The organism is Bradyrhizobium sp. 138, from assembly GCF_023074075.1.
In the GTDB taxonomy this organism is placed as follows: Bacteria; Pseudomonadota; Alphaproteobacteria; order Rhizobiales; family Xanthobacteraceae; genus Bradyrhizobium.
This window is the reverse complement of the sequence record NZ_JADPKT010000003.1, coordinates 289,626-307,449: the sequence shown is the minus strand read 5'-3', so window position 1 is coordinate 307,449 and position 17,824 is coordinate 289,626. Positions and strand designations below refer to the sequence as shown.

The 17,824-nt window shown below is 63.8% G+C and carries 14 protein-coding genes and 1 pseudogene; 7 read left to right on the top strand and 8 right to left on the bottom strand.

Annotation, left to right across the window (positions count from 1 at the left end; translation table 11 throughout):
- Window positions 1-45: 45 nt before the first annotated feature.
- On the bottom strand, window positions 46-1,671 hold the full coding sequence (locus IVA79_RS02425) for an MFS transporter (RefSeq protein ID WP_247550163.1): 1,626 nt from the start codon (window positions 1,669-1,671) through the stop codon (window positions 46-48).
- Between the two features lie 338 nt (window positions 1,672-2,009).
- Here IVA79_RS02425 and IVA79_RS02420 point away from each other — a divergent pair, with 338 nt between their 5' ends.
- Window positions 2,010-2,681, top strand: coding sequence for a response regulator transcription factor (locus tag IVA79_RS02420; protein ID WP_247550161.1), 672 nt, complete (start codon window positions 2,010-2,012; stop codon window positions 2,679-2,681).
- Between the two features lie 7 nt (window positions 2,682-2,688).
- Here the strand turns inward: IVA79_RS02420 and IVA79_RS02415 are convergent, their stop codons facing one another.
- Entirely contained in the window at window positions 2,689-5,529 is a 2,841-nt protein-coding gene (locus tag IVA79_RS02415; RefSeq protein ID WP_247550158.1) for a tetratricopeptide repeat protein, read from the bottom strand.
- A 200-nt stretch (window positions 5,530-5,729) separates the two neighbouring features.
- On the opposite strand from IVA79_RS02415, the gene IVA79_RS02410 reads away from it, so the two are divergent.
- The 3 genes from IVA79_RS02410 (at window position 5,730) to IVA79_RS02400 (ending at window position 7,846) form a co-directional block, all read left to right on the top strand.
- A complete protein-coding gene (locus IVA79_RS02410; RefSeq protein ID WP_247550156.1) occupies window positions 5,730-6,149 on the top strand; it encodes an organic hydroperoxide resistance protein in 420 nt (139 codons plus the stop codon).
- A gap of 35 nt (window positions 6,150-6,184) precedes the next feature.
- Complete coding sequence (locus tag IVA79_RS02405) at window positions 6,185-7,213, top strand: alpha/beta hydrolase (RefSeq protein ID WP_247550154.1); 1,029 nt, start codon at window positions 6,185-6,187, stop codon at window positions 7,211-7,213.
- Window positions 7,214-7,285: 72 nt separating this feature from the next.
- Window positions 7,286-7,846 (top strand): cytochrome P460 family protein, encoded by a 561-nt coding sequence (locus tag IVA79_RS02400; protein ID WP_247550152.1) that lies wholly within the window; start codon window positions 7,286-7,288, stop codon window positions 7,844-7,846.
- Window positions 7,847-8,654: 808 nt separating this feature from the next.
- Here IVA79_RS02400 and IVA79_RS02395 read toward each other — a convergent pair.
- From IVA79_RS02395 to IVA79_RS02380, 4 genes are all read right to left on the bottom strand, one after another.
- On the bottom strand, window positions 8,655-8,984 hold the full coding sequence (locus IVA79_RS02395) for a GcrA family cell cycle regulator (RefSeq protein ID WP_247550151.1): 330 nt from the start codon (window positions 8,982-8,984) through the stop codon (window positions 8,655-8,657).
- 39 nt (window positions 8,985-9,023) lie between these two features.
- A complete protein-coding gene (locus IVA79_RS02390; RefSeq protein WP_247550148.1) occupies window positions 9,024-9,200 on the bottom strand; it encodes a hypothetical protein in 177 nt (58 codons plus the stop codon).
- Window positions 9,201-9,338: 138 nt separating this feature from the next.
- Window positions 9,339-9,650 carry a hypothetical protein gene (locus tag IVA79_RS02385; protein ID WP_247550139.1) on the bottom strand — a complete coding sequence of 104 codons (312 nt, stop codon included), beginning with the start codon at window positions 9,648-9,650 and terminating at the stop codon, window positions 9,339-9,341.
- 161 nt (window positions 9,651-9,811) lie between these two features.
- Window positions 9,812-10,027: a dodecin family protein gene (locus IVA79_RS02380; RefSeq protein ID WP_247550137.1), complete on the bottom strand. Its 216-nt coding sequence runs from the start codon at window positions 10,025-10,027 to the stop codon at window positions 9,812-9,814.
- Window positions 10,028-10,322: 295 nt separating this feature from the next.
- On the opposite strand from IVA79_RS02380, the pseudogene IVA79_RS02375 reads away from it, so the two are divergent.
- Window positions 10,323-10,997: pseudogene (locus tag IVA79_RS02375) on the top strand (phytochelatin synthase family protein).
- A gap of 832 nt (window positions 10,998-11,829) precedes the next feature.
- Here IVA79_RS02375 and IVA79_RS02370 read toward each other — a convergent pair.
- Window positions 11,830-15,339, bottom strand: a complete 3,510-nt coding sequence (locus tag IVA79_RS02370) for a PAS domain-containing hybrid sensor histidine kinase/response regulator (protein ID WP_247550547.1) — start codon at window positions 15,337-15,339, stop codon at window positions 11,830-11,832.
- Window positions 15,340-15,570: 231 nt separating this feature from the next.
- On the opposite strand from IVA79_RS02370, the gene IVA79_RS02365 reads away from it, so the two are divergent.
- Entirely contained in the window at window positions 15,571-15,873 is a 303-nt protein-coding gene (locus IVA79_RS02365) for a hypothetical protein (protein ID WP_247550135.1), read from the top strand.
- Complete coding sequence (locus IVA79_RS02360; RefSeq protein ID WP_247550133.1) at window positions 15,870-16,295, top strand: PIN domain-containing protein; 426 nt, start codon at window positions 15,870-15,872, stop codon at window positions 16,293-16,295. The genes IVA79_RS02365 and IVA79_RS02360 overlap by 4 nt, the downstream gene beginning before the upstream one ends.
- A gap of 41 nt (window positions 16,296-16,336) precedes the next feature.
- Here the strand turns inward: IVA79_RS02360 and hemA are convergent, their stop codons facing one another.
- Complete coding sequence (gene hemA / locus IVA79_RS02355; protein WP_247550546.1) at window positions 16,337-17,566, bottom strand: 5-aminolevulinate synthase; 1,230 nt, start codon at window positions 17,564-17,566, stop codon at window positions 16,337-16,339.
- Window positions 17,567-17,824: the final 258 nt, after the last annotated feature.

Here is a 17,824-nt window from a genome sequence, read left to right as displayed (position 1 = left end):
CGGAAGCCGCGGCCGGTTCGTGTTGGTTGAGATCGCTGCTGTCGATCAGGTCGCCTTGATATCGACGTCCTTGGTCTCGGGCAGGAAGAAGAAGCCGATCACGACGGTAATCGCGGCGAAGATGATCGGGTACCAGAGGCCGGCATAGATGTCGCCGGTCGAGGCCACGATCGCAAAGGCGGTCGCCGGCAGCAGGCCGCCGAACCAGCCGTTGCCGATGTGGTAGGGCAGCGACATCGAGGTGTAGCGGATGCGGGTCGGGAACAGTTCGACCAGCATCGCTGCGATCGGGCCGTACACCATGGTGACGTAGACCACGAGCACGAACAGCAGTCCGATGATCGCCGCCACCTGCGGGCGGAAGATGTCGAGCGGATGCGCCATCTTCACGATGCCGGCATCGCCCGTCTTCGGATAGCCCGCCGCCTGCACCGCAGCGAGGACGGCAGGGTTGCTGTCCTTGGCGTTGGCGTAGGGCACTTCCTTGCCGTTGACCACGACCTTCACGCCCGATCCGGCGGCGCCGTAGTTCGTCGAGTACTTGACCGACGACTGCGACAGGAAGGCACGTGCAGTGTCGCAAGGCGCGGTGAAGACGCGGGTGCCGACCGGGTTGAACAGATCGCCGCAGCCCTTGGGATCGGCCACCACCTCGACCTTGGTCTGCTCGATGGCCTTTTCCAGCGCCGGGTTGGCGTTGGTGGTGATCATCTTGAAGATCGGGAAGAAGGTCAGCGCCGCGATCAGACAGCCGCCGAGGATGATCGGCTTGCGGCCGATCTTGTCGGACAGCATGCCGAACACGATGAAGAAGCCGGTGCCGAGCAGCAGCGACCATGCGATCAGCAGGTTGGCGGTGTAGCCGTCGACCTTCAGGATCGATTGCAGGAAGAACAGCGCGTAGAACTGGCCGGTGTACCAGACCACGCCCTGGCCCATCACGCCGCCGAGCAGGGCGAGCAGCACGAGCTTGCCGTTCTGCCAATTGCCGAAGGCCTCCGTCAGCGGCGCCTTCGAGCCCTTCCCCTCTTCCTTCATCTTCTGGAAGATCGGGGATTCATTGAGGCGGAGCCGGATCCAGACCGAGATGCCGAGCAGCAGCACCGAGACCAGGAACGGGATGCGCCAGCCCCACGCCGCGAAGTCGGTCTCGCCGAGCGCGGAACGGGTGAACAGGATCACCAGCAACGACAGGAACAGGCCGAGAGTCGCCGTGGTCTGGATGAAGGAGGTGTAGTAGCCGCGCTTGCCGTTCGGCGCATGCTCCGCGACGTAGGTCGCCGCACCACCATACTCGCCGCCGAGCGCCAGGCCCTGGGCGAGGCGCAGCGCGATCAGGATGATCGGAGCCGCGATGCCGATAGTCGCCGCGTTCGGCAGCAGGCCGACGATGAAGGTCGACAGGCCCATGATCAGGATGGTGACGAGGAAGGTGTATTTGCGGCCGACGATGTCGCCGATCCGGCCGAACACGATCGCGCCGAACGGACGCACCAGGAAGCCGGCTGCGAACGCAAGCAGCGCGAAGATGTCGCGGGTTGCCGGCGGATAGGCCGAGAAGAACTGGGCGCCGATGATGCCGGCCAGTGAACCGTAGAGGTAGAAATCGTACCACTCGAAGACGGTACCGAGCGAGGAAGCGAGAATGACGAACCGTTCGTCCTTCGTCATCCCTCCCGAGCCTGCTTGAGATACAGCCATTGTCGACATGTTGAGTCGCTCCCCAAATGCGTTTCCTCGCGCCCCAGACGTCCGGACATGCCGGATCAACCCAGGTCTTGCCCGCAAGGTAACATCGGCGTGAAACCCGCCCCAATACGACTTTCGGCCTTGCGCACTGACGTGCAGCTGACGCCCGGTATCGGGCGCCGGCCTGCGGTCACGGCGGCTTCCGGATTAACCCCTTTGCAGCAAAGGGATAATGTGCACTTGCATGCCACGGCCGCTCGGGGAAGAATTGGCCAAATCCGGGATCTGTCCGCCGGCCCGCGAACGACAGCAAGAGAACGATGAACGCTCCCTCGACCCATCTCGTCATCGCCGATGACCATCCGCTTTTCCGCGACGCGCTGCGACAGGCGGTGGCCGGCGTCCTGACCTCGGCCCGAATCGACGAGGCCGGATCGTTCGAGGATCTGACCAAGCTCCTGGAACAGACCTCGGACGTCGACCTGATCCTGCTCGACCTCTCGATGCCCGGGATCTCAGGCTTTTCCGGCCTGATCTATCTCCGCGCGCAATATCCGGCGATCCCGGTGGTGATCGTTTCGGCCTCCGACGACAGCGCCACGATCCGCCGCTCGCTCGATTTCGGCGCCTCCGGCTTCATTCCGAAGCGGTTCGGCGTCGAGACCTTGCGCGACGCCATCCTCAAGGTGATGGAGGGCGACGTCTGGGTTCCCGCCGACACCGACCTCTCGGCCGCGGCCGATCCCGACATGACGCGCCTGCGCGACCGCCTGGTGACGCTGACGCCGCAGCAGGTCCGGGTCCTGATGATGCTGTCGGAAGGGCTACTCAACAAGCAGATCGCCTACGAGCTCGGGGTCTCCGAGGCCACCATCAAGGCCCACGTCTCCGCGATCCTGCAAAAGCTAGGCGTCGAGAGCCGTACCCAGGCGGTGATCGCAGCCGCCAAGATCGCCGGGGGGCAGTGGACGCAGGGCACGCCGACGGGGTGATCCCCTGCTACAGCGTCTTCAGTAGCGCATCGGCGGCCCTGATATCCGCCGTTTCCGAGTCCTTGGCGAAGCCTTCGAGAGCCGATTGGAGCAACAGCCTTGCTTCCTTGCGGCGGTGCGGGTCGGCAACAAGCTGCGCAAGATCGACCGCGGCACGCAGTTCCCAGGCTTTCGCGCCCTTGCCGCGGCTGAGTTCCAGCGACTGCATGAGGCAAGCCTCTGCCTCCTCGATCCGGGGCTCCGGCAGCGACAGCAGCACCTTGCCCTTCATCCGCAGCAGCTCGGGCCTATAGAGGTGATCGCCGCCTTGCTCGACCAGGCGGATCGCATCGTCGATCAGTTCTGCGCCCTGCTCGATCTGCCCGAGCGCCAGCAAGCCCTGAACCAGCGCGATGTTGAACGTCGTGGTGAGCAGCTCGTAGCCGGCATCGTGGAGCTCGCGCAGGCAGGTCCTGATCGTCTCGACGCCACCGGCGGCGTCGCCGCGACGGATCGCCAGCTCGCCTTTGACGCCGCGGCCGACGGCGAGATAAGGCCCCATCGAGCGCGCATTGGCATGCGCGATGAAACGGTCGATGTTTTCGTCCGCGCCGTCGAGGTCTCCGCTCCAGAGGTCGATCGAGACCGCCCAGATCAACGCGATGCAGAGCGTGATCGGGTGATCCATTTGCGCGGCCTCGATGACCGTCTGCTGCGCCAGTTGCCGCGCATCGGCGGGCCGACCCTGCAACCAGAGCTCGCGGGCCAGCGTGATGCCAGCCCGGTTGCGATGATCGAAGCCGTAGACCGTGCTGATTCGTTCCGTGCCGGGTCCCCGCCAGGCGACTTCCAGCATTTTCAGCGCGTCGCGATGCTCGCCGGCCAGATGTAGCGAGACGCCGAGGAGCGAATGGGCGAGGGCGATCGAGGCGGGGTCGCCCAGCGACCTCGCCACCGCGAGGCTCTGCTGCGCGTAGCCAAGCGCGGCGTCGAACTCTCCCATCCGCTCGTGAAAGATATGCATCCGGCCGAGCAGCTGGAGCTGGTTGATTTCGTCGCCACGTGCCTCGGCGATCGCAAGGCTCCGGCTCAAGGCGTTGCGCGCCGCTTCGCTGCCGCCGCGGGTGAACATCAAGGTCAGTCCGAGGGCGGCCTGGATGTGCATTTCCTCTGGTCCGCCGCGCGCGGAGGGGACCATCGCCTGCAGTGCCCGTTCCGACCAGCGCCGGCATTCGATCAACAGGGACATCGCCAGGAAGATCGGCGCCGCGGCGGCAGTCAGCGCGATGCCGATGCCGACATCGCCGTCGGCGCCGAAGCACCAGTCGAGCGCGGCGCGCACATTGTGAAGCGCGGAGAAATGAGCCGCCCGTTCGTCCGCGCTCGGCACCGTGGCCCATGTCACGCCGGCCTGTTCCAGCCATCGCCGGTAGTAGTTCGCGTGGCGGACGGCGAGAGCCGCGTCATCAGGTTCGGTCTCGAGCAGATAGGCGCGCGTCGTGTCGAGCAGGCGGTAGCGCATCATGGCGCCGATCGGTCGCGGCGCGACCATCGATTTGGCAACGAGACTGTCGACGGCGTCGAACAGGTGGGCGTGGTCGACGCGCTCGTCCGGCACGATCTCGAGCGCTGCATCGATGGTGAAATGTCCGGCGAAGACCGCAAGCCTGCGCAGCACGAGGCGTTCGACATCCGACAACAGTCCGTAGCTCCAGTCGAGCGTGGCCTGCAATGTCTTCTGCCGGGGTGGCGCCGTTCGCTGTCCCTGCCAGAGCAGATTGAGACGCTCGTCGAGCAGCGCGGCCGTCCGCTCCAGGCCATAGGCTTCGACCCGGCCGGCGGCGAGCTCGATCGCCAGCGCCATGCCGTCGAGCTTGCGACAGATCCTCGCGACGATCGTGGCATTGACGTCATCGAGCGTGATCTGCGCGCCGCTGGCTGTGGCACGTTCGAGAAACAGTTGAAGCGCAGGATAGGTCTGGGCTGCGGCGACCGTCAGCGAGGGGCCGTCGGGCGGAACCGCGAGTGGGGCCAATCGATAGACGAGCTCGCCCTCGACGCGGAGGGCTTCGCGGCTGGTCGCGAGGATGTGGATATGCGGCGCCGCTTGAAAGATGTCCGCCGCCAGCGGTGCAACGGTCGCGATGACATGCTCGCAATTGTCGAGGATCAGCAGCATCCGCTTGTCGCGGAGATGGGCAAGCAGGGCGGGCAGGGGATCGTCGGTCTGGGCCGGTAGACCAAGCATCAGCAGGATCGAGGTGATCACGAGATCGGGATCGCTGAGCGCGGCAAGGTCCACGAAATGTGCCGCATCGGAGAATGTTCCGAGCAGGTCGTGCGCGATCGCCACAGCGATCGCGGTTTTGCCGACGCCGCCCGGGCCGACGATCGTGACGAAGCGCGAGGTGATGAGCTTGTCGGTGACGGCGGCGATCGCATCGTCGCGCCCGACCATCCGCTGCAACCGGTTCGGCAGTTTAACAAGCGGCAATTCCAGCCGAGGCGCGGGGCGCTGTGTTGTCGCAATGTCCGTTTGCGAGATCGGCGCCACGAAGCAATAGCCGCGGCCGGAGAGCGTCGTGATATAGCGGGCGCCATCCTTGCCGTCACCGAGCGCCTTGCGAAGCGCTGCGACATGAAAGCGCAGATTGGCTTCTTCGACCGTGAGGCCGGGCCACACCAGCGCCATCAGGTCCCATTTGCTGACGACCTCGTTCGGCCGTGACATCAGCGCAATCAGCGTGTCGAAGGCTTTCGCGCCGAGCGGCAACGCGACGCCGTCGCGTGTCACCAACCTTTCATGCGGCGTCACAGAGAATGGCCCGAACGACACGGTTCCAGTCGCGGTGCCGGCCGGCTCAGTCATGGCGAAATCCTGGTCCCTTTCACGGGGCTCGATAGCAGATGGTTGCGATCCGGCAAGGCGCCTCCCTGCATCGGCATCAGACCGTGGATGCAGGCCTTGTGAGCCGCGCGAGCTGCAACAACCTCACAACTTCTCACAAGTCCAAACGGGTGTGCTGCGACAGCCGCTGCTAGTCAGTTGCGCAACGGAAGGAGACTTTCATGACGCAAGCGGCAAAACTGCTCTACACAGCCAGGACCCACACCAGCGGCGGACGGCACGACGGCATGTCGCGCAGCTCTGACGGTCGCCTGGACGTCAAGCTGTCGCCGCCGGGCGACACAGGGGTTGGCACCAATCCCGAGCAATTGTTCGCGGCCGGCTGGTCGGCGTGTTTCGAGGGCGCCATGGAGATCGCGGCCCGGAAGCGGAAGATCGAGCTCCCCAGGAAATGCGCTGTTGATGCGGAGATCGATCTCGTGCTCGAGGAGGGCGCCTATTCGCTGCGGGCGCGCCTCAATGTCAGCCTGCCAGGCCTCGACCCCGAGATCGCGCGCGGCATCATCGATGATGCGCATCAAACTTGTCCCTATTCCAAGGCCGTTCGCGGCAACATCGACGTCACGGTCGCGCTGATCTGACGCACCATCTCCAACCAGCAAAAGGTAGCACGACCATGAAGCCAATCATCGACCAGCATCGTCGCAAGTTCTTCGGCGTCGCCGCCGGAACCGTCGCCGTCGGTCTCGGCGTGATCGACCTCGCGCGCGCCGAAACGGAAGCGCCGCGATCGCAGGCATCGACTGCGTCCTTCGGCGCGATCAAACAGATCGATGCCGGTGTCCTCAATGTCGGCTATGCCGAGGCAGGCCCGTCGAACGGTCCCGTGGCGATCTTGCTGCACGGCTGGCCTTACGACATTCACGCCTTCGTCGACGTCGCGCCGATCCTGGCGCAGGCCGGCTATCGCGTGATCATCCCGCACTTGCGCGGCTACGGCTCGACGCACTTCCTCTCTGGCGAGACACCGCGCAACGGCGAGCCCGCCGCGATGGCCGCCGACATCATCGCGCTGATGGACAAGCTCGATATCAAGAAGGCTGTTATCGCCGGCTTCGACTGGGGCGCGCGCACGGCCGATATCATCGCCGCGCTCTGGCCGGAGCGTTGCCGCGCGCTGGTGTCGGTCAGCGGCTATCTGATCTCCAGCCAGGCCGCGGGCAATGCGCCGCTGCCGCCGTCGGCCGAGCTGCAATGGTGGTATCAGTTCTACTTCGCGACCGAGCGCGGCCGAGCCGGATACGAGAAGTACACGCACGATTTCGCCAAGCTGATCTGGAAGCTCGCCTCGCCGCAGTGGAAGTTCGACGACGCCACCTTCGCCCGCAGCGCGGCGGCGCTGGACAACAAGGATCATGTCGCGATCACGATCCATAATTACCGCTGGCGGCTCGGGCTCGCCCAGGGCGAAGCGAAATACGAGCATCTCGAAAAGAAGCTCGCGGCGGCTCCCGTCATCGAGGTGCCGACGATCACCATGGAAGGCGACGCCAACGGCGCGCCGCATCCCGATCCCGCCGCCTATGCCAAGAAGTTCTCGGGCCGCTACGAGTTTCGCCTGATCATCGGCGGCATCGGCCACAATCTGCCGCAGGAAGCGCCGCAGGCCTTTGCCAAGGCCGTGATCGACGCCGATGGCGCCTGATCATTTGTCAACACCTCGGTCCAGCCTTGCTGGGCCGAGGATCCCCCGTTGATCCCAGCCAGATGAAACCTCATGACGCCCATCGAATCCAAAACGAAAAAGAGCTCCTCTGCCACGGCTATCACCTTGGCGGCGCTCCTCCTCGTCGTTCTCCTGACTTGCGTGCCATATCTGATTTCGATCGCGCTTGCCGAAAGGCCTGCGCAAAGCACGGCCGACGCGTCACCAATCTTCGGCGTCACCATTCCGCCCGGCTACAAGCAGTGGGAGTTGATCGCGCCGGCTGAAGAGGCGGCGCCGCTCGACGAGCTTCGTGCCGTCATCGGCAACCAGACCGCAATCGACGCGTATCAAGCCGGCAAGCTCCCGTTCCCGGACGGCACCATTCTGGTCAAGCGCGCCTGGAAGCGGCAACAGTCGCCGGAGTTTGCGTCCGCGACGATTCCCGGTGCCGCCACCACGGTCCAGGTGATGGTCAAGGATTCCAAGAAGTACGCCGCGACCGGTGGCTGGGGCTTTGGCCGCTTCATCAACGGCAAGCCGGTCGACGAGGCCCAGCACCGCACCTGCTTTGCGTGCCATGAAGCACGGGCCAAGAGCCGAGACTACGTCTTCACGCGGCTTGCGCCGTGAACGGATCTTGGCCGGCAATCATTCCGCCGCCACCATCAGGCCCACGCTCCGCGATCCTGCAAGAGCAATGCGTCATCGACCTGCTTTTCATCGTAGCAGTGTTTTTTGTAGTATTTTACATGACACGGTGACGGGCTGCCCCATAAGCTTGATCGAGGTCGAAGTTTCCCGACCCAACAACCTAAGCTTCGCAAGGTGGGCTACACGAGAGACCAGCGATTTTTCATGACCAGTCGAGCCGATCAGCTCAAATCAATGAGCCCAGAGCTCATAGCGGACTTATGGTTGTACCCGATCGAAGATGGAGGTCGTGAACAGGCCATTGGATTGGGCTGGGGCTGCCCTTGCACTATTCAATCAGAACAAGGAACAGGGTGGGTTGGGTACGATGGTTGGCCGCTGCTAGGCGATCAACCCATGATGCCGGGCGAGCGGCGCCGAGTTGGTTACGTCTTTCTCGCTGGACAGCAGGCCATCGGATACCTCCGATCTGCTCCAAAGTTCTACGTATGGGAGGGCCGGATCATTGGCGAAGCAACAATCATTAGCGATCCAATTTCAAACTGAGACACTACCAAATTGAGACACAAGCGATGCTTGGGCCGATGTCAGCTTCTGGGGCCCTGAGCCGACGTCCAGCTGAAGCTCTGGCATGTCCTCTTTGGGAGGCAGAGCAGATCGTGTCTTGGCTAGCCTCGAAATTCCGCCGTTGACCCGATGCAGACGAACTTGGGAAGGGGGCACGACAATCCAACCCATCGAGCCGAGCCAGGCACTGACGGAAGCGCAGCGCCGTTCGCGTTGATCCCTAGCCAGTATTTCTGATCGCATCAGCCAGCATGTCGTAAAGCTGCTGCCTGCTGAACTCCTTGGGCTGCTGCCTCTCCGCTTTGTTTCGCGACACCTTCTTTGCGACGGGACGGGCGCAAGCTGCCGACGACGCCGGCCTCAGCTTCGGGGGCGGACGTATCTTGGGCCTTGCCGTAGGCGGCTTGTGGCCGCGCTTCAGGCCCTGACGGGTTAGCATGCCGCAGACCGCGTTACGACTGCATCCGAGACGACGCGCTATCTGCGCCGCGCTCTGTCCTGCGGACCAGAGTCTAGTGAGGAGCTCTATGTCTCTCGCATCCCAGCCCATGGGAGATATTATATCGCCGACTGCCGAACACGGATTAGTCTAATCTTCGTCCGGCTCGCGCACGACCGCCGGTTCGTCAGCGTCATCTTCGTCCTCCTCATCTTCTTCCTCGTCCTCTTCATCAGGATCTCTTGGCGGCATCGCAGTGCCCATAGGCAGGAGCGGTGTCCAGCAGATCGCTGTGATGGAGAATGCGTCGAAGGTGTGTTGCTTCATGGTGTTGCTGCTCCTCGAAAAGCACCCGCGCTCGAATTCCTAACTGGCGGCACGCATAGATCCAAGTCGCGATCGTCTCGGAGGGTGACATCACGTCTATGACATGAGCAAGGCTGCCCTGCCACGCAAGTGGCGACGCTACTTCATGCTCGTAGATTCATTAGACACTAGGTCCACCAAAACCTCGCCGCTGATGACTTCGGGAACCCCAAGATCGAGGTCATGTAGGCTCGCCTGAACAAACGCCAGTATCTTGGCGTTCGCTGCGTCGGCGCTTTCGCGGTCGTCAAATATCATCACGGCGATACCGACACCGTCGCCCGCATCCAGCACCTGGTAAGATCGAAATCCCTGCGATTGCCTTAGGATCTCACCGACGCCGCTCTTGGCGCGACGAGCGGCGTCCGCTACCGAACGAACCTCCGTGTACTTGCGAATGATCATGTACATGGGACCACCACCCGCCATACGCTTCCTTGCATCAGAGCATATCGGTACCAGCTGGACTAGTGCCAACTTCCCGGAGGGACCACAGCGTCCGATTGGGCGGATCGCGTAGCGCGCTTTTTTCAATGAGCCATCCTCGCCCACAAGGGGCGAGGTGCTGAGGCTCAGGAGCCCTCGAACTTGAACGATACGTTGAGCTTGGCTCGATAGACCTCGACTTTTCCCTTGTCATCCAGTTGCATATCGAGCTTGACGACCTCTGCGATGCGAAGATCTCGGAGAGATCTAGCGGCTTGCTCGACCGCATTGGCGGCGGCCTTCTCCCAGGAGTCTTTGCTGGTGCCGATCAGTTCAATGACCTTGTAGACGCTCTCGGGCATGTCGTCCTCCTATTCGGTGGAGCTCGAAATCTAGCATCTGAATCTCGGTGCTGATACGTGGCCGGGGATGCCGCGGGAAGGGTCCGATTGGCTGTCACTTTCCTGTTTGACCCAAAAGGAGCTCTTTCGCCCGTCGGGATGCGGTCGCATTGCAGCCAAGGGACGCGCGTACGCAACCTTCTTCCCCCTGGTTGGCTCCCGGATATAATTTTGGCGGCCGATGTAGTCATTGCCGCTAGGTTTTGACCCATGAAGCTAAAGGCACCGCGTAAGCATCAGCAGCCTGGTTGTCGCCGTGTGTCTGGTGTGTGCCGCGGCCCTGTTGGTCAGTCGATCGCACGTTCCATCAGAAGCCATAGCTTCATCGGTAACACGTACTCCTGAGCTCATAGAGCGTGCGTGGCACTTGCCCGTGGCTGCTACATTCCAAAGACACGTTGATTGGCAGTCAAATGGCTCTGGCTGCGGGCCTGCCGCTGTTGAGAATGTGTACCGGTCTCGGCGAGGCGGCTAGGACGGAGGGCAAGGTGTTGGCCGGCATGTGGAGCTGCTGGACAGGCGTATGCATGATGGGTCTCACGCTTGAGGAGCTGGCCGAAGTTACCAGTCCCACACCAGCCGGAAAGTTACGATCTTGCGCGATCTCAGCGAGAAGCAGTTTCTGGAGCATCTCCGTCGCTCCAACGATCCTGGGCGACGCTACATCGTGAATTTCGATCGCACTCAAATTGGTGCTGGTAGCGGACACCATTCCCCAATCGGCCCAATCCAGAAGTTGGACAATGCCGCGTTTTGCGCTGCTGCTGAGATCAGCGGACATCACGTGCGTTCCTCAAGACGTCTTTTGGGGGGGGCGACCTGCCCGGGTCACCCCAAGGGCTTGGGTGATCCGCCGGGCAAAACAGCAATGGCTGGGTCAATCAGCGCGAGGCGAAAGATTCTGCTTTACAGAAATTCGGAATTATCGTAGTTGTCGCCGACCTGATCCACGAAGAGGGGCGGTCGTACGTCGTCACGAGCCGCGGATCGGGTTGCGGTGGACGCATTGGCGCCGTCGCGGATGTGAGACGCAGGGCGGGGGGATGGATTGAGCCGATCCCTGTGAGCTTTTCGCAAGCCGCGTTGTACGAACGGCGCTGTTGCGTGCGGCAAAACCGTGTGGTCCTGGCCGTCGTTGCCACGGTCAAGTCTTGCGGATGCGGCATGGCGCCAACCGGCGCCAGGTCGGCGAATTCCGTGAGGCGAGGGAGGCCAGAAGGAAAGTTCGGCTCCCGGGAGAGCGCGGCATAAGCCGTCCGACCATCGCGCGGGGAAGGCCGTGTGTTCGGCTCCACCTGTATGCTGCTGTGCGGTTCTTCCTGCGTGTGCATTTCGCGCAGCGGACCGCGGGTGCCAGCCGGCACCCGGCCTTCCCTGCGCCCTTTCTCCAGGAGGGCGTGACGAGAAGCGCAAAACTCGGGCGAAACGCGCCGCGAGAAGGCGAAGGCGTGTCTACGAAACGGGATGCCGATTTGAAGGCGACAACATTTCACCTCGCTCCGTCATTGCGAGGAGCGAAGCGACGAAGCAATCCAGAATCCTTCCGCGCAATGGCGAAGATCCCGTAGGGTAGGCAAAGCGCAGCGTGCCCACGCCTCGTTGCTCATGGAGGGAGATCGTGGGCACGGCGCAAGTGCGCCTTTGCTCACCCTACGGCACTGCTGCTGGGATGCGCACTGGAGCATCGCGATGTCGCCTCATACTCCGCAATGACGCGGTGGGCCCCGGTCAACGCAGTGACCGACGTCGACCGACGGGGCGCTTCACTCCGCCGCCACCATCTGCTGCGTGCGCCACTGGCCAAGAAGCGCACGGAGCGAGGCCGGCTTGACTGGCTTGTTCAGCACCGCGACCTTCTCGTCGCGCGCCGCCACCTGCACGGCGGGGCTGCGGTCGGCCGTGATCAGGATCGCGGGGATGGTATCGCCGAAGCGGCGGCGAATGTCGCGGATCGCGGCGATGCCGTTGCCGCGGTCGAGATGGTAGTCGACCAGAAGGCCGGTGACGCGTCGTCCGGCGGTCTCGATTGCGGCGATCGCCCCTTCCGGATCGGCGACCGCGATCACCTCGGCATCCCATGCCTTCAGCAGCGTGCGCATGCCGTCGAGGATCGCTGCATCGTTCTCGATGCAGACGATCAGCGCGCCCGAGATCGGCGTGCGCGCCAGCGGCGTCGCACTGGTCACGGCCGCGGTATGGGTGATCGCCTTGGCGGTCGGCACCGTCACGGAGAACACCGAGCCGCCGCTCTTGTTGCCGTCGATGGCGATGCCGTGCTTGAGCACGCGCGCCAGCCGTTCGACGATCGAGAGGCCAAGCCCCAGCCCGCGCGCGATCCGCGCGCCCTGCTCCAGGCGATGGAACTCCTTGAAGATCTCGCCGCGCTTGACCGGCGGGATGCCGACGCCGGTGTCGTAGACGCAGATCTTGAGCGAAGGGCCCTGGCGGCGACAGCCGACCAGCACGCGGCCGCGCGGAGTGTATTTGATCGCGTTCGAGATCAGGTTCTGGAGCAGGCGCCGCAGCAGCAGCCGATCCGACTCGACCGGCAGCGAGCAGGGCACGAAGGCGAGTTCCAGGCCCTTGGCGCGCGCGATCGGCGCGAACTCGATCTCCAGCGAGCGCATCAGATCGGCCATCTTGAAGCTCGAGATCGAGGTCGTCATCGCGCCGGCGTCCAGGCGGGAGATGTCGAGCAGCGCACCGAGAATCTCTTCGATCGCCTGCAGCGATTCGTCGATGTTCTCGACCAGCCGGGTCTCCTCGCCGCTGTGCTGGCGCTCGACCAGGCTCGTGACGTAGAGCCGCGCCGCGTTCAGCGGCTGGAGAATGTCGTGGCTGGCGGCAGCGAGGAATCGCGTCTTGGAGATGCTGGCGTCTTCCGCCGTGCTCTTGGCCAGGGCCAGCTCGGAGTTCAGCCGCGTCAATTCCTCGGTGCGGTCGCGCACGCGCTTTTCCAGCGTCGCGTTGGCGCGCTCCAGTGCTTCCGCCGCTTCGAAGCTGGGCGTGACATCGGTGAAGGTGATGACGAAACCGCCGCCGGGCATGCGGTTGGTGAGCACCTCGATCACCATGTGGCGTTCCGACAGGCGTTCGAGATAGGGCTCGCTGTCGGTGGTATAGGCGGCCAGGCGCCGCTCGATCATCGCCTCACGGTCGACCTGATGGTCCGGATCGCTCACGCCCATGAATTCCAGGATCTCGCGCAAGGGCGTGCCGAATTGGACGATGTGCGGGGGAACGTTGAGGAGATCGCCGAACTGCCGGTTGGAGCAGATCAATTGCAGGTCGGCATCGAACACGGCGATGCCCTGGCGCACGTGGTTGAGCGCGGTCTGCAGGATCTCGCGGTTGAAATGCAGGGCCGCGTGGGAGTCGTCGAGCAGCTTGAGTGCGGCTTTGGCCGAAACCGTGCGCTTGCGCAGCAGCAGCGACATCACGAGGCGGGAGGAGGCCGCGCCGATCGAGGAGGCGATCAGATGCTCGGCATGCTGCAACAGCTCGAAATCGGCGGGGGCTCCGGACTCCAGCCGGACATTGCGCCGTGCCGAGAATGCCTCGAAGGAATGCCGGGCGCGGTCGGGTCCGAGATATTGCGCGACGGTGGTCTGAATGTCCTGCACGGTGATCGTGGTGCGCCAGCGGCCGAAGCCCGGGGAGATCGGCGCGAGCGTGTTGGGCACGAACAGATCGGCCTGCAGCAGCTCGATCGACGAGGGCCTTCGCGCCAGCGACAGCAGCACATAGGTTAGGATGTTGAGCGACAGCGACCAGATGACGCCGTGCATCAGCGGCGGCAGGTCGGCACCGAACAGCGCCTGCGGTCGCAGCGCCTCGATGCCGAACGGTCCATGCTGGAGCAGCAGGATTCCCGTGGTCGAGGTGTCCATGAAACTCGGAATGAACAGCGTGTAGAGCCACACCGCGAAGCCGACCAGCATGCCGCCGATCGCGCCGCGTGCGGTGGCGCGCCGCCACAACAGTCCGCCGAAGAAGCTCGGCGCGAGCTGGGCGATGGCGGCAAAGGAGAGCAGGCCGATCGCCGCGAGCTGGGTATTGCCGAGCGCGCGGTAGTAGAAATAGGCCATCACCATGATGGCGAAGATCGCGAGCCGCCGCGAGCGCAGCAGGAAATCGCTGAAATCGGCGCCGCCGGTGCGCCCCTCAGGCCGTCGTTGCAGCACCAGGGGCACCACGAGGTCGTTGGAGACCATGATGGAGAGCGCGACGCATTCGACGATCACCATCGCGGTTGCCGCCGACAGGCCGCCGACGAAGACGGCGACGCTGAGCAGATCCGCACCGCCCTCTATCGGCAAGGCCAGCACATACATATCGGGGTCGGCCACGCCGAACGGGAAGCTGACGAGGCCGGCGAGCGCGATCGGAATCACGAACAGATTGATGGCGATGAGGTAGAGCGGGAACAGCCAGCGTGCGCGGCCGACCTCGGCATCTGAGGAGTTCTCGACCACGCTGACGTGGAACTGGCGCGGCAGCAGCATGATCGCGCATAGCGACAGCAGCGTCATGGTGAGGAAGTTGCCGATCGACGGCGAATAGTTGATGACGCGCACCGCCTCCGGCGTCTTCATGGCGCGCTCGATCAGTTCTTGCGGCGAGAACATCCAGAAGGTGACGAAGATGCCGGCGGCGAGGAAGGCGACCAGCTTGACGATGGATTCGGTCGCGACCGCCAGCATCAGGCCGTGCTGGTGCTCGGTGGCGTCGGTCTGCCGCGTGCCGAACAGCACCGCGAAGGCCGCCATCGCCAGCGTCACCATCAGCGCGACGTCGCCGAGGATCGGGATGTGGGAGAAGGCCTGGTCCTCGCTCAGGATCGTCTCCAGCGAGGACGCGACCGCCTTGAGCTGGAGCGCGATGTAGGGCACCGAGCCGATGATCGCGATTCCGGCGACGGTCGCCGCCACCGCCTGGCTCTTGCCGTAGCGGGCTCCGATGAAATCGGCGATCGAGGTGATGTTGTGGGCTTTCGCCAGCTGGATCACGCGGCGCAGGACGCCGGCCCCTAACCCGATCATCAGGATCGGGCCGACATAGATGGCGAGGAAGTCGGTCGAGGTGCGGGTGGCGAAGCCGACCGAGCCGAAGAAGGTCCAGGAGGTGCAGTAGATCGCCAGCGACAGCGGATAGATCAGCCCGGAGGCGCGGCCGCGCCCGGCCGGCGAGCGGCGGTCGCCATGGCTCGCCACCAGGAACAGGAAGCCGATATAGCCGAAGGCGGCGGCGATCACGCCCCAGTCGTGCAGCATGGCGAGCGCGCTTCTCGAAAGGGCGCCAACGGCGCCCAAGCTCATTTTCCCTGCAAATCTAGCGCGTTGAGGCACCGCAAGCGACAGCGATTTTTCCAAGAGGGGGTAGGAACCGGGGGCGTCGTTAAGTCAGTTGGCGTATCGACATCATCACCCGAAAGAAACCGCACCTTTTCGGCCACTTGCCCCTAGGTCTCTTCTGGATATATTACTGGATATATGGAGGATCGGATGGGCAGCAGATCGCAGAAGCGTGCCGTCAGGAATTACCGGTCGCGTCTCCGTACGCAGGGGATGGCACGGTTCGAGGTCCTGGGCCTCGACGGCGACCGCGACCTCATCAGGTCCCTGGCACGACGGCTAGCGGAGGACGGGCCGGAGGCGTCGCGACTGCGGGATGCTGTCACTCAGACGATGTCGGGCGCACCACCCAAGAAGGGTGGCATTCTCCAGGCGTTGCGGCGTTCGCCGCTCGTCGGCACTGACATTACGCTTGTTCGTGAATTCGATCCGGGACGTAAGGTCGAGTTGTGACCCGCTATCTGCTCGACACCAACATCATCAGCAACGTCACACGACCGGCGCCTTCCGATGCCCTGCTGGTCTGGATGGGCGAGCAGCCCGACGAGAATCTCTTCATCGCTTCGCTAACTCTCGCTGAAATCCGGCGCGGCATTCTGGAGCTGCCGTCCGGCCGGAGGCGTGACCGGCTCGATGCCTGGTTTTCCGGGCCGGAGGGACCCCCGTCACTCTTTGCCGGTCGCGTATTGTCGTTCGATGACAAGGCGGGGCTGGCCTGGGCTCGCATGATGGCCGAAGGAACGGCGAAGGGAAAGCCGCGCAGCGCGCTCGACACAATCATTGCAGCTGTTGCCGAAGCCAATGACTGCGTTGTCGTCACCGACAACGAGAAGCATTTTCCCGATATCGAAATATTCAATCCACTTCGGAATTGAAAAGCCGAAGCGTGGCGTCCTGCGAGGACACGAGCAGCGTCCTACTCCGCCGCCAGCGACTTCGCGCGCAGCGGCAGGCCGAGGCGGTCCCACACTTGCAGCAGGGCTTCGGCGAGCTGATCGATCAGGCCGTCGTCGTGATAGGGCGAGGGCGTGATGCGCAGCCGCTCGCTGCCCTTGGCGACCGTCGGATAGTTGATCGGCTGGATGTAGATGCCGTGCTCCTCGAGCAGGAGGTCGGACGCCTGCTTGCACTTCTCGGGATCGCCGACGAACAGCGGCACGATGTGGGTGTCGCTCGACATCACGGGCAGGCCGGCGGCGTTGAGGATTGCCTTGACGCGGGCGGCACGGTCCTGGTGGCGCTCGCGCTCCCAGCTCGACGTCTTCAGATGCTTGATCGCGGCGGTCGCGGCCGAGCAGATCGCCGGCGGCAGCGCGGTCGTAAAGATGAAGCCCGGCGCGTAGGAGCGCACGGCATCGATGATCTGGCCGTTGGCGGCGATGTAGCCGCCGAGACAGCCGAACGCTTTCGCCAGCGTGCCTTCCAGAATGTCGATGCGGTGCATGACGCCGTCACGCTCGGCGATGCCGCCGCCGCGCGGGCCGTACATGCCGACCGCGTGGACCTCGTCGACATAAGTCATCGCGTTGTACGTCTCGGCGAGATCGCAGATCTTGGCGAGCGGGGCGACGTCGCCGTCCATGGAATAGAGGCTCTCGCAGACGATCAGCTTCGGCCGGTTCGGGTCGGCCGCTTTCAACAGCGCCTCGAGATGCGCAAGATCGTTGTGGCGGAACACGACGCGCTCGCAGCCCGACTGGCGGATGCCTTCGATCATCGAATTGTGGTTGAGCTCGTCCGACAGAATGAGACAGTTCGGGATGAGCTTTGCGATGGTCGGGATGCCGGTCTGGTTCGAGACATAGCCCGAGGTGAACAGCAGCGCGGCTTCCTTGCCGTGCAGATCGGCGAGCTCGGCCTCGAGCTGGACCAGCGGATGATGCGTGCCGGCGATGTTGCGAGTGCCGCCGGCCCCGGTGCCGACGCGGGTTGCGGTCTCGACCATGGCGCCGACCACCTTCGGGTGTTGGCCCATGCCGAGATAATCGTTGGAGCACCAGATCACGACGTCGCGCTTGCCCTTGGGCGAGTGCCAGGTCGCGTGCGGGAACCGGCCGGCCGTGCGCTCGAGGTCCGCGAACACGCGGTAGCGCCGCTCGGCGTGGAGACGATCGAGGGCGGAATCGAAGAACTGGTTGTAATCCATCGGCAAAACCTGCAACGGAACCCGGCCATGGCGGTCGCTCATTTTTAGAGCTTTTCCAGCTCCAATGTCCATGCGCCCGCACACATTTCGTGACGCGGCGCGCGGGTATATTGATAGCGTCGCATCGCCAGCGATTGTTGATTTGGATCAAACGCCTAACACGGGCCTGCCCGCGGGGACCGAGGCTCCAGGGAAAGGCTGGGACCCCGGCTGCTGCCATGGACATTTTGTCCAAGGCGCGTGCTCTGTGCGAATTCC

What these genes read in the sequence shown, in the direction of transcription:
- IVA79_RS02425 (WP_247550163.1), bottom strand. Translation starts at nt 1,671, where the DNA reads ATGACGAAGGACGAACGGTTCGTCATTCTCGCTTCCTCGCTCGGTACC.
- IVA79_RS02420 (WP_247550161.1), top strand. Translation starts at nt 2,010, where the DNA reads ATGAACGCTCCCTCGACCCATCTCGTCATCGCCGATGACCATCCGCTT.
- IVA79_RS02415 (WP_247550158.1), bottom strand. Translation starts at nt 5,529, where the DNA reads ATGACTGAGCCGGCCGGCACCGCGACTGGAACCGTGTCGTTCGGGCCA.
- IVA79_RS02410 (WP_247550156.1), top strand. Translation starts at nt 5,730, where the DNA reads ATGACGCAAGCGGCAAAACTGCTCTACACAGCCAGGACCCACACCAGC.
- IVA79_RS02405 (WP_247550154.1), top strand. Translation starts at nt 6,185, where the DNA reads ATGAAGCCAATCATCGACCAGCATCGTCGCAAGTTCTTCGGCGTCGCC.
- IVA79_RS02400 (WP_247550152.1), top strand. Translation starts at nt 7,286, where the DNA reads ATGACGCCCATCGAATCCAAAACGAAAAAGAGCTCCTCTGCCACGGCT.
- IVA79_RS02395 (WP_247550151.1), bottom strand. Translation starts at nt 8,984, where the DNA reads ATGGGCTGGGATGCGAGAGACATAGAGCTCCTCACTAGACTCTGGTCC.
- IVA79_RS02390 (WP_247550148.1), bottom strand. Translation starts at nt 9,200, where the DNA reads ATGAAGCAACACACCTTCGACGCATTCTCCATCACAGCGATCTGCTGG.
- IVA79_RS02385 (WP_247550139.1), bottom strand. Translation starts at nt 9,650, where the DNA reads ATGTACATGATCATTCGCAAGTACACGGAGGTTCGTTCGGTAGCGGAC.
- IVA79_RS02380 (WP_247550137.1), bottom strand. Translation starts at nt 10,027, where the DNA reads ATGCCCGAGAGCGTCTACAAGGTCATTGAACTGATCGGCACCAGCAAA.
- IVA79_RS02370 (WP_247550547.1), bottom strand. Translation starts at nt 15,339, where the DNA reads ATGCTGCACGACTGGGGCGTGATCGCCGCCGCCTTCGGCTATATCGGC.
- IVA79_RS02365 (WP_247550135.1), top strand. Translation starts at nt 15,571, where the DNA reads ATGGGCAGCAGATCGCAGAAGCGTGCCGTCAGGAATTACCGGTCGCGT.
- hemA (WP_247550546.1), bottom strand. Translation starts at nt 17,566, where the DNA reads ATGGATTACAACCAGTTCTTCGATTCCGCCCTCGATCGTCTCCACGCC.